General features: G+C 53.8%; 15 protein-coding genes. 5 read left to right on the top strand and 10 right to left on the bottom strand.

Going from position 1 to position 13,567, the window contains the following annotated elements; all coding sequences use genetic code 11:
* The 5 genes from U2W12_RS07675 to U2W12_RS07655 form a co-directional block, all read left to right on the top strand.
* Positions 1 to 304 (top strand): hypothetical protein (locus tag U2W12_RS07675; protein ID WP_326500083.1); only part of this gene is annotated, 304 nt, incomplete at its 5' end.
* A gap of 40 nt (positions 305 to 344) precedes the next feature.
* A complete protein-coding gene (locus U2W12_RS07670; protein ID WP_326500082.1) occupies positions 345 to 926 on the top strand; it encodes a transposase in 582 nt (193 codons plus the stop codon).
* A gap of 772 nt (positions 927 to 1,698) precedes the next feature.
* Positions 1,699 to 1,872, top strand: a complete 174-nt coding sequence (locus tag U2W12_RS07665) for a hypothetical protein (protein WP_326500081.1) — start codon at positions 1,699 to 1,701, stop codon at positions 1,870 to 1,872.
* A 172-nt stretch (positions 1,873 to 2,044) separates the two neighbouring features.
* Positions 2,045 to 2,638: a DUF2238 domain-containing protein gene (locus U2W12_RS07660; protein WP_326500085.1), complete on the top strand. Its 594-nt coding sequence runs from the start codon at positions 2,045 to 2,047 to the stop codon at positions 2,636 to 2,638.
* A 182-nt stretch (positions 2,639 to 2,820) separates the two neighbouring features.
* The gene (locus tag U2W12_RS07655; protein ID WP_326500080.1) at positions 2,821 to 3,411 is read left to right on the top strand and encodes a TIGR00730 family Rossman fold protein; all 591 of its coding nucleotides are present in this window, start codon (positions 2,821 to 2,823) and stop codon (positions 3,409 to 3,411) included.
* A 238-nt stretch (positions 3,412 to 3,649) separates the two neighbouring features.
* On the opposite strand, the gene U2W12_RS07650 is transcribed toward U2W12_RS07655, so the two are convergent.
* The 10 genes from U2W12_RS07650 to U2W12_RS07605 form a co-directional block, all read right to left on the bottom strand.
* Positions 3,650 to 4,036, bottom strand: a complete 387-nt coding sequence (locus tag U2W12_RS07650; protein WP_326500079.1) for a VOC family protein — start codon at positions 4,034 to 4,036, stop codon at positions 3,650 to 3,652.
* A 173-nt stretch (positions 4,037 to 4,209) separates the two neighbouring features.
* The gene (locus tag U2W12_RS07645; protein WP_326500078.1) at positions 4,210 to 5,391 is read right to left on the bottom strand and encodes an O-succinylhomoserine sulfhydrylase; all 1,182 of its coding nucleotides are present in this window, start codon (positions 5,389 to 5,391) and stop codon (positions 4,210 to 4,212) included.
* A 10-nt stretch (positions 5,392 to 5,401) separates the two neighbouring features.
* Positions 5,402 to 6,910, bottom strand: a complete 1,509-nt coding sequence (gene purF / locus U2W12_RS07640) for an amidophosphoribosyltransferase (RefSeq protein WP_326500077.1) — start codon at positions 6,908 to 6,910, stop codon at positions 5,402 to 5,404.
* 24 nt (positions 6,911 to 6,934) lie between these two features.
* Positions 6,935 to 7,465 carry a CvpA family protein gene (locus tag U2W12_RS07635; protein ID WP_326500076.1) on the bottom strand — a complete coding sequence of 177 codons (531 nt, stop codon included), beginning with the start codon at positions 7,463 to 7,465 and terminating at the stop codon, positions 6,935 to 6,937.
* Entirely contained in the window at positions 7,465 to 8,358 is an 894-nt protein-coding gene (locus tag U2W12_RS07630; protein WP_326500075.1) for an SPOR domain-containing protein, read from the bottom strand. The genes U2W12_RS07635 and U2W12_RS07630 overlap by 1 nt, the downstream gene beginning before the upstream one ends.
* Positions 8,359 to 8,362: 4 nt before the next feature.
* Positions 8,363 to 9,637, bottom strand: a complete 1,275-nt coding sequence (gene folC, locus U2W12_RS07625) for a bifunctional tetrahydrofolate synthase/dihydrofolate synthase (protein WP_326500074.1) — start codon at positions 9,635 to 9,637, stop codon at positions 8,363 to 8,365.
* Between the two features lie 21 nt (positions 9,638 to 9,658).
* Positions 9,659 to 10,612: an acetyl-CoA carboxylase, carboxyltransferase subunit beta gene (gene accD, locus U2W12_RS07620; RefSeq protein ID WP_326500073.1), complete on the bottom strand. Its 954-nt coding sequence runs from the start codon at positions 10,610 to 10,612 to the stop codon at positions 9,659 to 9,661.
* Between the two features lie 41 nt (positions 10,613 to 10,653).
* Entirely contained in the window at positions 10,654 to 11,457 is an 804-nt protein-coding gene (trpA, locus tag U2W12_RS07615; protein ID WP_326500072.1) for a tryptophan synthase subunit alpha, read from the bottom strand.
* Complete coding sequence (trpB, locus tag U2W12_RS07610) at positions 11,454 to 12,656, bottom strand: tryptophan synthase subunit beta (protein WP_326500071.1); 1,203 nt, start codon at positions 12,654 to 12,656, stop codon at positions 11,454 to 11,456. Before trpB ends, trpA begins: the two co-directional genes overlap by 4 nt.
* Positions 12,640 to 13,284, bottom strand: coding sequence for a phosphoribosylanthranilate isomerase (locus tag U2W12_RS07605; RefSeq protein ID WP_326500070.1), 645 nt, complete (start codon positions 13,282 to 13,284; stop codon positions 12,640 to 12,642). The genes trpB and U2W12_RS07605 overlap by 17 nt, the downstream gene beginning before the upstream one ends.
* Positions 13,285 to 13,567 lie beyond the last annotated feature (283 nt).

Genomic DNA, 13,567 nt, shown 5'->3' with positions numbered 1-13,567 from the left:
TTCGGGAGAAGGCTGGGATGAGGGGATCAAAATAAAGTATTTTTCCTTATTTTTGATCCTCCTCACCCCAACCCTCTCCAGCAGGAGAGGGAGCTTTCTTCTTAACTTAACGGCATTGGTGCTAATCCTACAGCATCTGTACGACAATCTATCCGACGACAAGCAGGAGTTTCAAATTCGAGACCGGCTCAGCTTCATACCCACGGGGTACAAGTGCGGTTTCCCGGCCTGGAAATGCATGATCGCGTACCGGATGCCAAGACGGTGTGGGCTTTTCGGGAACGGCTCAACGAACTGGGGTTGACCGAAGTCCTGTTCGAGCGCTTCAAGGAACAACTGGCGCAGTGGGGTTATGTGGCGACAACGGGGCAGATGATCGCGCGACTTTCGTCGAAGTGCCGCGCCAGCGCAACAGCCGGGACGAGAACGCCAAAGTCAAGGCGGGCGAAATCCCCGCGGGCTGGGACGAGCCGGAACAAGCCCTGCGGCGGCGGCAAAAGGACACCGACGCCCGTTGGACCCAAAAGAACGAGGAAAAACACTACGGCTATAAGAACCCCATCAACGCCGACGAGTCTACCAAGCTGATCCAACACTACCGGGTCATACCCGCCAACGTTCACGACAGCCAAGTATTCGAGGCATTACTGGATACCGAAACCACCGATGCCCAGGGCAGGAAGAGCGCGGTCTACGCAGACAGCGCCTACCGTTCGCAAGAACACGAAGCCCACCTGGAGGAACAACGGATCGATAGCCAATTTCACGAAAAAGGCACCCGTAGCGCAAGGGATAGGTCTGTCCGCGCTAGCCTAAAAGAGGCAATATCCTTTGTTAAAGGCGGTTGCCAGACAACGTCGCGACGAATTCGCCACCATCGGCAGGCGAAATCTGAAGATTTTCGCTGCTTCAGGCCAGGATGCTGAGCCAAACCGGATTTTTAGAGGTTCCCTGAAGTAGAATCAATAAGCAAAATTCCAAGACTTCGCAATTGCTGAATATCAATAAGTGGGCAACGGGAAATTCGTTTGTGTTACTCGGATAGTGCAAGTCGTTGATTTACAGAATGCCTATTGCAAACGAACTTCATGAGAAGCACTTAATCGCTATCATTCAGAACGTGTTGGGGTTGTCATTCACTCCCCGCTTTAATAAGTTAAGCCTTTTGGTGACTATCAATTATTTTAAACCCTTTGGCCAGTATCTCTTTCCCGCAAATAAAGATATGGATTTAGTCGGATAGTTTTCTGCGATTGCGGCTTTGCATGGGCTCGAAAATCCGGTCAGTTTGTCAGTATTTGCCCATATGACAGTATAACGGCATTATTTGCATAAAAACCTATCTTCTATGATAATGCGAATTGGACAGGTTGATAATTTTGCAATAAGTTACAGACGTAAAGACTTTCAGTCGGCTGATGAATATTGTTAATCCTATATGGCGGTGGCGGCAACAGACGATTTACGGCGATTCATCTGGCATTCATCTTGGCGGGAAGATAATCATCTGCAATCGATTGAAAAAAACCATCATCAGGGTGAAAGCAACCGTTAATTTATTGCCACTTTGCATTTTTAGCGGCGCGTTTGCGAGAAAATCCGCCGAATCATAGCAAAAATAGCAAGTGGCATAATTTCTGCTAATATTTTTAAGTACTATTGCTTGAATAAATTATTTGGCTCGAATAAGGAGTATTTATGTTACGAATCGTTGAAAAATGGAATGATGCGGAGTTAGTCTACGACAATTACGGCTATCATTTGCGAGTGTTTTTCGGCAACCAGTTGAGATCGATTATCAATGTGACCGCGGAAGATGACGATGAAGCGATCAAAAGAGCTCGGCGCGCTATTTATCTCTTTCTGTCCTGACGCGGCTTAATGTGTTAGATATTTTCGGCTGATTGTGTGGGCCGAAAGGTTAGTTTTGCGTGACCGACTTAGTGCATTAGGATGCAGGCATGAAAAAAATGCCCCCGCTTTGCGATAATCACAGCAATCAGCGGATTCAACTCTGTCAAGGATTCTCGCCAAACCTTTGCCGATGTACAAAACCGGACTCGCGCTCTTCTCGGTAATTTTCATCTGGTCGGGCATTTACCCGAAAGACTATCCGACCTGGATTCTGGAAACATTTCCCGCCTTCTTCGGCATGATCGTGGTGATCTCGACCCGAAAACGCTTTCCATTAACGCCGCTAGCCTACTGTCTGATTCTCGCGCACAGCATCATTTTGCTGATCGGCGGCCATTACACCTACGCGGAAGTGCCTCTGTTCGATACAATTAAAGAAATTTTCGGCTTTGAACGAAACAATTACGACAAACTCGGCCATTTCATGCAAGGCTTCAATCCTGCGATCGTAAGCCGGGAAATTCTGATTAGAAACGATGTTGTTCGTACCCGAAATTGGCTAAATTTTATGATAGTTTGTTTTTGTCTGGCGCTCAGCGCTGTGTACGAAATGATTGAGTGGTGGGCCGCATTATTTAGCGAAGATGGCGCCGAAGCCTTTCTCGGCACGCAAGGCTACCCGTGGGATACGCAATCCGACATGGCGTTTGCACTGGCAGGGGCAACGCTGGCGCTGATGACATTGAGCCGCGCGCATGACCGGCAACTGACAAATCTGCTTTAGCTGAATTTACCCGCCAAGCGGATATCAAATCTGCTGAAATTTAAACACCTGGCAACGCCATGGCAACAAAATAATTTCCTAAGTGAAACCTGTGAGGCGTTAGCGGAATTGCGGCCACACGCCAAGACACAGCTACCGATGCCGCAAAAAATGTTGAACCATCGGCTCCCCTACAGGATGATATGAACCCGCTAAAAAATATCTGCGTCTATTGCGGCTCCAGTCCAGGACGGCTCGATGCCTATACCGTTGCTGCCCGCGCGCTTGCCGAAGCGCTGGTAAGCCGTAATATTGGCCTCGTTTACGGCGGCGCGAGCATCGGCATCATGGGCGCGGTCGCGGATCATATGCTGCGGCTTGGCGGCAAGGCGGTCGGCGTGATACCCGAAGCCCTGATGCGTAAAGAAGTTGCCCATTATCAACTGAGCGAACTGCATGTCACACAATCCATGCACGAACGTAAGACGTTGATGGCGGAATTATCCGATGGTTTTATCGCACTTCCGGGCGGCCTCGGCACACTTGAGGAACTCTTCGAGATTTGGACCTGGGCTCAACTAGGCTTTCACGGCAAACCTTGCGGTTTACTCAATGTCGAAGGCTATTACGACCCGTTGATCGAATTTTTGGATCATGCGCAAGCGGAACAGTTTATTCGCCGGTCGCATCGTGCGATGCTGATTGTGGAAAGTCAGCCTGAGAGTCTGCTAGACCGTTTTGGCGCTTACGAAACGCCGATTGTAGAAATCTGGGTCGGAAAGGACGAAATATAAAGATCTTCGGACATCAGCCGGTCCGCTCGCTGGATTGAAACGGAAGCGAGGATTTTTTCATGAAAAAACTTCTTCGTACAAGTGTTGTAACGGCCGTTCCAAATCCAGGTCAGGAATCCGGATAGTTTCCTCTGCATTTTCATAACCGTGCAATAGCCATGGGTTATTGAGTGTACGGTTGAAACTGTGATCCGACATTTTGGGGCTGCCGATTAGCTCGCGGGTTTGCAGGCAGTTTCTATTGTACCTGCTCGATGATTTCGATCGTATTGCCATCCGGGTCGCGGCAAAACAGCGCCCTACGTCCCGATATGCTAAGCGAGTAACGGACTTGATTGTATTCCAGTGACTCCAGCACCGGATTCAGCGAAGCAACCGTCAGCGCGATATGCCGGTCGCGGCCGCCGTGTTCCGGGCGTCCTGTGGTAGGGTCGGGATTGTCGAGTTCGAGCAGATGGATTTGCTGGATTCCGGACTCGCCGACTTGCAACCAGGCGCCTGGAAACGGCAACGGGGGGCGTTCGATTTGTTTGAGCCCGAGCACCTTGTTGTAGAATACCAATGATTTTTCGGTATTCGAAACAATGACGCTGGCATGATGTAAGTTTAAAAATTGGATTGGCATGAGAATGGGGAGAATAAAAAGGAAATGTCCAGAATTATACTTTTCCGGTAGGAATTTTAGAACCGGCATATTTTGTGCGTAGGTCAAAAATCGATAATCTGAACTGCTCCCACGCGAGAGCGTGGGGTTTTCGCGGAATAGTTAGGATGATGTTGGGTTGGCAGATATGAGTTCTATAAACCTCGGGCAATATCTTTCTTAATATCCTCAATATTCTCAAGTCCCACCGAAACCCTGACCAGTCCGTCCTTGATTCCGGCCGCGGTGCGGGCTTCGGGCGTCAGGCGGCCGTGCGTGGTGGTTGCGGGATGGGTGATCGTGGTCTTCACGTCGCCGAGATTCGCGGTGATCGAGATCATTTCAGTCGCATCGATCAGTCTCCAGGCGTGATCCTTGCCGCCGGTCAGTTCGAAGCTGACGATGCCACCGAAATGAGTCTGCTGCTTTTTTGCCAGTTCGTGCTGAGGATGAGACGAAAGGCCGGGATGATGGACTTTCGCGACACCGGGTTGCTGCTCCAGCCATTCGGCAAGCGCCAGCGCATTGTCGCAATGCGCCTTCATTCTGACCGCGAGCGATTCGAGTCCGGACAGGAAAGTCCATGCGTTGAACGGGCTCATTGTCGCGCCCCCGGTGCGGAGATAAGGATAGATGGATTTTTCGATGATTTCATGGTTCGCAACGACCGCGCCGCCGATGCAGCGGCCGTGGCCGTCCAGATATTTGGTCGCCGAATGCACGACGATGTCCGCGCCGAGGGTCAACGGTTTTTGCAGGGCAGGGGTGCAGAAACAGTTATCGACGACCAACAGGCAGCCGTGCCGGTGCGCGATGCCGGCAAGTTCGGCGATGTCGGCGATGTCGGTCAACGGGTTGGACGGCGTTTCGAGGAATAAAAAGCGCGTGTTAGGCCGGATCGCCGCCTCCCAGGCGGCGGGATCGGTCAGCTCGATAAAATCGGTCTCGACGCCGAATTTACCGAAATAATTCTGGAACAACAGCACCGTATTGCCGAACACGCCGCGCGAGCAGACCACGTGATCGCCGGTTTTAAGAAGCCCCATACCGACCGCCATGATCGCGGCCATGCCGGAAGCAAACGCGAGGCAGCGTTCGCCTTTTTCCATCAACGCCAGCCGTTCCTGAAATGCGGTAACGGTCGGATTCGTGAAGCGCGAATAGACGTTGCCGGGAAGTTGGCCGGTAAAACGAAGAGAGGCTTCTTCAGCGCTGTTGAAGACATAACTGGAGGTCGGGAAGATCGGGATGCTGTGCTCGCCTTCCTGCGTGCGGTGATGGCCGGCGCGGATGGCTTGGGTTTCGAGAGCGTAGTCGTTCCAGTCGATGTCTTTCATGGGATGTCCGTTATTCACAATTCTGCATTTCAATGATGAAATTTTCGGCATTGCGCTCGCTTTGCGCATGGTCATTACGCAAGCCTTCGATATGGTCGAGATAGGCATCGTCTATATCGCCGGTAATGTATTCCTTGCTGAAGCAGGATGTGTCGAAATGCTTGATGTGGGGATTGCCTTTGCGGACCGCATCGATCAAATCTTGTAGATCTTGATAAATCATTCGGTCCGCGCCGATTGCTTTGCCGACTTCTTCCTCGGACAGATTATGCGCGATTAACTCATGCGCGGCGGGCATGTCGATGCCGTAAACGTTCGGGTAGCGGACCGGCGGCGCGGCGGAAGCGAAGTAAACTTTTTTTGCGCCGGCGTCACGCGCCATCTGGATGATTTGTTCGGAGGTGGTGCCTCTGACCACAGAATCATCGACCAGCAACACGTTTTTACCCTCGAATTCCAGACCGATCGCATTCAATTTCTGCTTGACCGATTTCTGCCGCATTTTTTGGCCGGGCATGATGAAGGTGCGGCCAATGTAGCGGTTCTTGATGAAGCCTTCGCGGAATTTGACGCCGAGCCGGTTGGCCATTTGCAGCGCCGCAGTACGGCTGGTATCAGGAATAGGAATCACGACGTCGATGTCGTGATCGGGCCATTCGCGCTGAATTTTTTCGGCCAGTTTTTCGCCCATCCGTAGACGCGCTTTGTAGACCGAAATGTCGTCGATGATTGAGTCGGGGCGTGCGAAATAAACATATTCGAAGATGCAGGGACAATGATCGACCGTGTCGGAACATTGCCGGGTATGCAGTTCGCCGGATTCTTCGATGAAGACCGCTTCGCCGGGCTCGATATCGCGGATCAGTTCGAAGCCGAGCACATCGAGCGCGACGCTTTCGGAGGCGATCATGAATTCGGAGCCTTTATCGGTTTTGCGTTCGCCGTACACGACCGGCCGTATGCCGTGCGGGTCGCGGAAACCCAATATGCCGAAGCCGGTGATCATGATTACGACTGCATAGGCGCCCCGGCAGCGGCGATGTACGCCGCGTACCGCTGCGAAGACATCGTCGACAGTCAAATTTAGCTTGCCGAGGTTTTGCAGTTCGTGCGCGAACACGTTCAACAGCACTTCCGAATCGGAGTCGGTGTTGATATGACGCTGATCCTCGACGAATAATGCTTTTTTCAGCTCATCGGTGTTGGTCAGGTTACCGTTGTGCGCAAGCGTCAGGCCGAATGGCGAGTTTACATAAAACGGTTGCGCCTCGGCCGAGCTGGTGCAACCGGCGGTCGGATAGCGCACATGCGCGATGCCCATGTTGCCGCGCAGTTTCAACATTTGCGCATTGGTGAACACGTCGCGGGCCAAGCCGGTTTCTTTGCGTAAATGCAGGCGTCCGTTTTCGCAGGTTACGATCCCGGCGGCATCCTGTCCTCGGTGTTGCAGCACCGTGAGCGCGTCGAACAAATCCTGGTTGACGTATTGATGGGAAACGATTGCAGCAATACCACACATGATGATAAATCTTAGCCTTAGAAATTAACGGTAATGGAGATAACCGGAGAGTCCGGACGGAAAATGATGCATGAACCAGGTTGTGCTGATTTGAAAGGGCGGGATCATTCTGGATTCATGCCACCAGTTTTGATTCGGCAACGGCGTCAGGCCGGCGATGATCACGCCGAGATTGACCAGAATCAGCCCGCGCAGAAAGCCGACCGGAAAGCCCGCGATATGGCTGGCGAGCGAAATGCGGCTTTTCTTTTTTTCGTAAGCTATCAAAAAACACACTAAACCGCTTATCATCAGTGTGATCAAAAACATGATCACAAAGGCGGCGGCGATTTGGGCGTTCGGGTCGGCGATCGACGAAGCGATCAGCCGGGTAAAGTCGCCGGCAAAAAACCAGCCGATTGCGCTCGCCAACGACCAATTGAACAACGACAGCATTTCCGCCCCGGCGCCGCGCAACAGGCCGATCAATAAGCATATCGCCACTAGACTGGAGATCGCGTAGTCTATCCAGATCATTTGGGTGAAGAGTTGCTGCGCGAATTGGCCCGGCGTCATTATTCGGTAATGATGATCGACTTGATGTTCTGCTGGCTCAGGCGACTCTTGATATCGACCGCGCGTTGTTTACTCAATTCAGGGCCGACTCTCAGTCGGTAAATTGTGCCTTTGTCGGTGGCCTGGGTTTCCAGTGTCGCCGGCAGACCTTGCTTGCGCAGAGCTTCCCATTGCGACACGGCGTTTTCTTTCTTGGCGTAACTGCCGGCCTGTACATACCAGCGTTCGAATCCCGCAGCTGTTTTCGCCGCCGGTGTTTTCGACGTTACGGCCGGTTTAGTCGGAGCCGGCTTGGCTTTACTCGAATCAACCTGAGGTTTGATCGGCGCGGGCGTCGTCTTTACCGACGTTTTTTTTGTTGCAGCGACGGGGGGCGCACTTTTTATTTCAGTAACAGCGGCGGGTGGGGGCGCCTCCAGCACTGGGGCGTCTTCCACGGGTTCGTCTTGCGCGCCGGCGCTGTCGATAGCGCCAGCCTTTTCAAGGCTTTTTTGATCTTCGAGATCTGTCACCGGTTGACCCTCGGCCGCTTGATCGAGATGTTTTTCCAGGGTGGGGTCAACTTCCGCGGGAGGTTCGTAATCGACAGGGGGTTCTTGTAACCCAGGTTCGACGCGTTCAATATCTGCCGCATTGACAGGCGATGCGTTGGGTGTTGGGTTGTCGGTGGACGGATTTCCAGGGCCGGCGGCGTTATCGACGTCGGCCGCATTGGCCGGCAATTTGCTTTCGGGGCCATTCGGCGCGTTGGTCGGCGGTTCCGGAATCGTCATTTCGCTGACCGCCTGACCGCTTGTGTCGACCGGATCGTCGAACAGCATCGGGATAAAAATGGCGGCGAGCGCGGTGACGACAGCCGCTCCGATCAATCGTTGTTTCAGTTCTTGATCCATTTCGTCATTTACCTTTGTCTAGCGCAGAGAGGCAATCGGATACCAAAAAAAATGATCCAAAAACCAGGAGCAGATCGCCTTCTTGCAGCTGATTTTTTGCGGCGGCAAACGCCTCGTTAAAATTTTGAAAGCCAAAATGCGCAGTAGCGATGCCGCATTGTTCGAAAACGGCGCGCATCTGCGCCTCATTGGCCGCTCGGGGATTCGTCAGCGGCGCGAAAAACCAGTCGTAGACGAGAGGGCTCATCAGCTCGAGCACGCTTTTGATATCCTTGTCTTTCATCATCGAAAATAGCGCGCGTACTCGTTTCTGCTGACAATGTTCCCGCAGATATGCGACTAAGGTTTTTACGGCCTCAGGGTTATGCCCCACATCCAGCAAAAGAGGAATTTTACCATCAATTAATTGAAAACGGCCCGCCAGTTTTACATTTTCGAGGCCCTGGCGGATAGCTTCGATATCGACGGGCAGGGTCGCCGATAATTGCTTGACCGCAAGGATCGCCGATGATGCGTTCCGGTATTGGTGTTCGCCTTTCAGAGCCGGCGGCGGCAAGTTCTCCAGCCGCTGGTTTCCGAAACGCCAATTCCAACTGTTTGTGGTTTTTTGATAGCCGAACTCCTTGCCAATGCAAAACAGTCTGGCGTGTTTGTCTTGGGCGCATTGTATCAGCGAGACGGGCGGTTCCGGGTCACCGACGATCGCCGGCGTCGCGGCGCGGAAGATGCCGGCCTTTTCGGCGCCAATCGCTTCGCGGGTCTGGCCGAGCCAATCGACATGATCGATGCCTATGCTGCTGATCAATGCGACATCCGGATCGACGATATTCACCGCATCGAGCCGACCGCCCATGCCGACTTCCAAGATCTGAACATCGACAGCGCTACGCGAGAAGATATCGAGCGCGGCCAGCGTGCTGAATTCAAAATAGCTGAGTGAGATGTTTTGACGAACTGTTTCGATTCGGGCAAATGCTTCGCAAATCAATTCGTCGGCGGCCGGATTGCCGTCGATTTTTATGCGTTCGTTGTAGCGTAAAATATGCGGCGAGGTGTAGGCGCCGACCTTGTAGCCCTGCGTCCGGTAAATCGTTTCGAGATAGGCGACGCAGGAGCCTTTGCCGTTGGTGCCGGCCACGGTAATCGTGACCGGTTTCCGGTAATCGGGAGCGAGCGCATCAAAAACGCGCGCAACGCGCTCCAGGCCCAGGTCGATTGCTAAAGGATGCAGGCTTTCTTGCCAGTTCAGCCACTCTTTTAGCGTATTGAAACGCGGCATCAACGATCCGGCCGTAACCGATTACTCGTCTTGTTCCGTGATTTGGCTTTCTCCGGTTGCGTCATCAACGCTTTCCGGTTCGGGTTCCTGCAGATATTCCAGGCGCGCCAAGGGCTCGATTTTGACCGGTGACAACATGCTCAAGACACTAGCGATTTTATCGCGGATGTCGCGGCGATCGATGATCATGTCGACCGCGCCGTGTTCCTGCAAAAACTCGCTACGCTGAAAGCCTTCCGGCAGTTTTTCGCGCACGGTCTGCTCGATCACGCGGGGACCGGCAAAACCGATCAGCGCGTTCGGTTCGGCCGCGTTGATGTCGCCGAGCATCGCGAGGCTCGCCGATACGCCGCCCATGGTCGGGTCGGTCATGAACGAAATATAGGGAATGCCCGCATCGGACAATTTGGTCAGCGCGGCGCTGGTTTTTGCCATCTGGAACAGCGAATGCAGCGATTCCTGCATTCGGGCGCCGCCACTCGCGGTAAACACGATGAAAGGACAGCCGAGTTCCAGGCTTTTATTGACGCCGCGGATGAAGCGCTCGCCGACGACAGAACCCATCGAACCGCCCATGAAGTTGAAATCGAACGCGGCCGCGACGATGTCGGCACCCTTTAGCTTACCTTTCATCACCACCAACGCATCGCTTTCCTTAGTTTGTTTCTGTGCCTGGATGATGCGGTCCTTGTATTTTTTACTGTCTCGAAATTTCAACGGATCGGTCGGCTTGACGCCTTTGCCGATTTCCTCGCGGCCGTCCTCGTCCAGAAAAATCTCCAGGCGAGTTCTCGCCGAAATGCGCATATGGTGTTCGCACTTCGGGCAGACGTGCAGATTTCTTTCCAGTTCCAGATTGTAAAGAATCGCATTACAGTTCGGGCACTTATTCCATAACCCTTCCGGCACGGTGCCTTTCTTGTTGGAGGACTCCGTTCTGATCGTCGAAGGAACCAGTTTCTGAAACCAACTCATTAGTTATATGCCTCGTAGTTGCGTCGTGACGCGGTTGTCTTCTAATTATCCATCGCCTGGCGCATCGCGGCCAACATCTCGACGATTTCGTTTTTTGCTCGTTCGGGATTGTCCAGATTCGCCTCGATACGGCTGATCAGTGCGCTGCCGATCACTACGCCGTCGCCCAGGGCCGCAACGATTTTCGCGGTTGCGGCATCCTTCACGCCAAAGCCGATACCGACCGGTAGGATCGCATTTGCGCGGATTTCTTTCAGTTTTTGCGCCACGTCGGCGGCATTCAGATGGCCCGCACCGGTAACGCCTTTGAGCGACACATAATACAGATAGCCTGCGCCGATTTCGCCCATTTTTTTGATCCGCTCGGCGCTGCTGTTCGGCGCCAACAAAAATATCGGGTCTATGCCGCGCGCTTTCAGCAAGGCGCCGCATTCCTCGCCTTCCTCGGGCGGCAGATCGACGGTCAATATACCGTCGACTTCGGCGCGCTGAGCCGCATTTGCGAAGTCTTCGTAGCCCATCGCTTCAATCGGGTTCAAATAACCCATCAACACCAATGGCGTGGCCGAATCGGTTTTTCTAAACTCGATCGCCATCGCCAACGTGCGCCGGAGGCTCATCTTGTGCGCGAGCGCACGCTCGCTGGCGCGTTGAATCACCGGGCCGTCAGCCATCGGATCGGAAAACGGCACGCCCAGTTCGATGATGTCGGCGCCCGCCTTCACCATTGCGTGCATCATCGGCACCGTGAAATTGGGGTTCGGATCGCCCGCGGTAATGAAGGGGATCAGCGCCTTGCGGCCGTTTTTGGAAAGTTCTTCGAATTTGGCGGCTAATCGGCTCACAGTAAAATTCCCTCGCGTTTGGCCATCGTTTGCATGTCTTTATCGCCGCGGCCGGACAGGTTGACAATGATGGTCTGGTCTTTGTTCATCGTCGGCGCCAGTTTCATCGTATAGGCCATTGCATGGCTCGATTCGAGCGCCGGAATGATGCCTTCCATCCGGGTCAGCGCATAGAAGCCTTCGAGCGCTTCGTTATCGGTGATGCTGACATAATTGGCGCGGCCGGTGTCTTTCAGCCAGGCGTGTTCGGGGCCGACGCCCGGGTAATCGAGTCCTGCCGAAATCGAATGGGTTTCGATGATCTCGCCGTCGTCATCGGCCATCAGATAAGTGCGGTTGCCGTGCAACACGCCGGGTCGCCCCGCCGAGAGGGGGGCCGAATGGCGTCCGGTTTCGATGCCGTCGCCGGCCGCTTCGACACCATACATTTTGACCGTCTCATCATCGATGAAAGGATAGAAAAGGCCGATTGCATTTGAGCCGCCACCGACGCAGGCGACCAGAGCATCGGGTAGGCGACCGGTTGCATCGAGACATTGCTGCTTTGCTTCGCGGCCGATTACGGTCTGAAAGTCGCGGACCATCGCTGGATAGGGATGCGGTCCCGCGACCGTGCCGATGATGTAAAAGGTATTGTCGACATTGGTGACCCAGTCGCGCATCGCTTCGTTTAGCGCGTCTTTCAGCGTTTTCGAGCCGGATTCGACTGCGACGACTTTCGCGCCGAGCAGTTTCATCCGGTACACGTTCAGCGATTGGCGTGCGACATCGACCGCGCCCATATACACGACGCATTCGAGGCCCAGGCGAGCCGCGACGGTGGCGGTCGCGACACCGTGCTGACCGGCGCCGGTTTCGGCGATGATCCGGGTCTTGCCCATGCGCTTGGCCAACAAGGCTTGCCCGATCGTGTTGTTGATCTTGTGCGAGCCGGTGTGGTTCAGGTCTTCGCGTTTCAGATAAACCTGCGCGCCGCCGAGTTCGCGGCTCCAGCGTTCGGCATGATACAAAGGCGAAGGCCGGCCGACATAATGCTGCAGATCGGCATCCAGTTCGGACTGGAAGTCCGGGTCCTGCAAATAGCGATGATAGGCTTCATTGAGCTCTTGAATAGGCCTGATCAGCGTTTCCGCAACGAAGGTCCCGCCATAAGGGCCGAAATGGCCGCGGGCATCGGGCATGTTATATTTGTCTGTCATAATTCGTTCTGTCACCCTTATTAACTTCTGTCAAAAACGCCGCCATTTTGGCCGCATCCTTGATACCTTTGGCCGTTTCCACACCGCTGCTGACATCCAGCGCATAAGGTTTGACCGTCCGTACCGCATCGCCTGCGTTCTCCGCATGCAGTCCGCCCGCCAAAATGATCGGCAAGCCGCACTGCCCGGGAATCATTGTCCAATCGAACAGGCTGCCGGTGCCGCCTTTCGCATCGGGATGCCAGGCATCCAAAAGCAAACCTGCCGCATCGTGATAGCGCCGCGCGAGTTCCGCTATATCGGTTTCAGGTTTTACCCTGACCGCCTTGATATAGCGTTTGTTGTAAATCCGGCACGCTTCGGCCGGTTCATCGCCGTGAAACTGCAAACAATCGATCGGTACTTTCCGCAGAATTTCGCGTATCCTGGCTTCCTGCTCATCGACGAACAGCGCGACGACCGTCGTGAAAGCGGGCAGCGCGGCGGTTATCCGAAGCGCCTGGTCGATATCGATATTCCTGGGGCTTGGCGGATAAAACACCAAACCGATCGCATCGGCGCCGAGCCTGGCCGCTTGCACCGCGTCCACGGTGCGAGTAAAACCGCAAATTTTAACGCGAGTTCGCATAAAGTGATATGGCAATTTAAGAAAAAAACCAAGCCCTATAGGATAACATAAATTGGCGGATTGGCCGGGCTCGATTCTTGGGGAGGTGAGGACGGGCGGATTTTTTCAGTCCGGGCCGAAAATGCTCGGGTTTTTCGGCAGTGTTTGCCGGACTCAAAACGGCTAGCATCGATGACGATTTGCGCAAGAGCGCCATTTGCTTAAATCAACGCTTCCTTTACAATGGACGCTTTGTTGCGTCGGCAAAACGGCCTTGCTAATTACGTGCCGACGAGGATAGCCG

The organism is Methylomicrobium sp. Wu6 (assembly GCF_035916875.1).
Lineage (GTDB): Bacteria > Pseudomonadota > Gammaproteobacteria > Methylococcales > Methylomonadaceae > Methylomicrobium.
Note: the sequence above shows the minus strand (reverse complement) of the source record. Positions and strands in the feature narration are given on the sequence as shown.

Bases quoted from the DNA above. Each gene is read 5' to 3' on its own strand.
- accD (WP_326500073.1), bottom strand. From the start codon at position 10,612: ATGAGTTGGTTTCAGAAACTGGTTCCTTCGACGATCAGAACGGAGTCC.
- U2W12_RS07635 (WP_326500076.1), bottom strand. From the start codon at position 7,465: ATGACGCCGGGCCAATTCGCGCAGCAACTCTTCACCCAAATGATCTGG.
- U2W12_RS07660 (WP_326500085.1), top strand. From the start codon at position 2,045: ATGTACAAAACCGGACTCGCGCTCTTCTCGGTAATTTTCATCTGGTCG.
- folC (WP_326500074.1), bottom strand. From the start codon at position 9,637: ATGCCGCGTTTCAATACGCTAAAAGAGTGGCTGAACTGGCAAGAAAGC.
- U2W12_RS07665 (WP_326500081.1), top strand. From the start codon at position 1,699: ATGTTACGAATCGTTGAAAAATGGAATGATGCGGAGTTAGTCTACGAC.
- U2W12_RS07630 (WP_326500075.1), bottom strand. From the start codon at position 8,358: ATGGATCAAGAACTGAAACAACGATTGATCGGAGCGGCTGTCGTCACC.
- U2W12_RS07650 (WP_326500079.1), bottom strand. From the start codon at position 4,036: ATGCCAATCCAATTTTTAAACTTACATCATGCCAGCGTCATTGTTTCG.
- purF (WP_326500077.1), bottom strand. From the start codon at position 6,910: ATGTGTGGTATTGCTGCAATCGTTTCCCATCAATACGTCAACCAGGAT.
- trpB (WP_326500071.1), bottom strand. From the start codon at position 12,656: ATGACAGACAAATATAACATGCCCGATGCCCGCGGCCATTTCGGCCCT.
- U2W12_RS07605 (WP_326500070.1), bottom strand. From the start codon at position 13,284: ATGCGAACTCGCGTTAAAATTTGCGGTTTTACTCGCACCGTGGACGCG.
- U2W12_RS07655 (WP_326500080.1), top strand. From the start codon at position 2,821: ATGAACCCGCTAAAAAATATCTGCGTCTATTGCGGCTCCAGTCCAGGA.
- U2W12_RS07645 (WP_326500078.1), bottom strand. From the start codon at position 5,391: ATGAAAGACATCGACTGGAACGACTACGCTCTCGAAACCCAAGCCATC.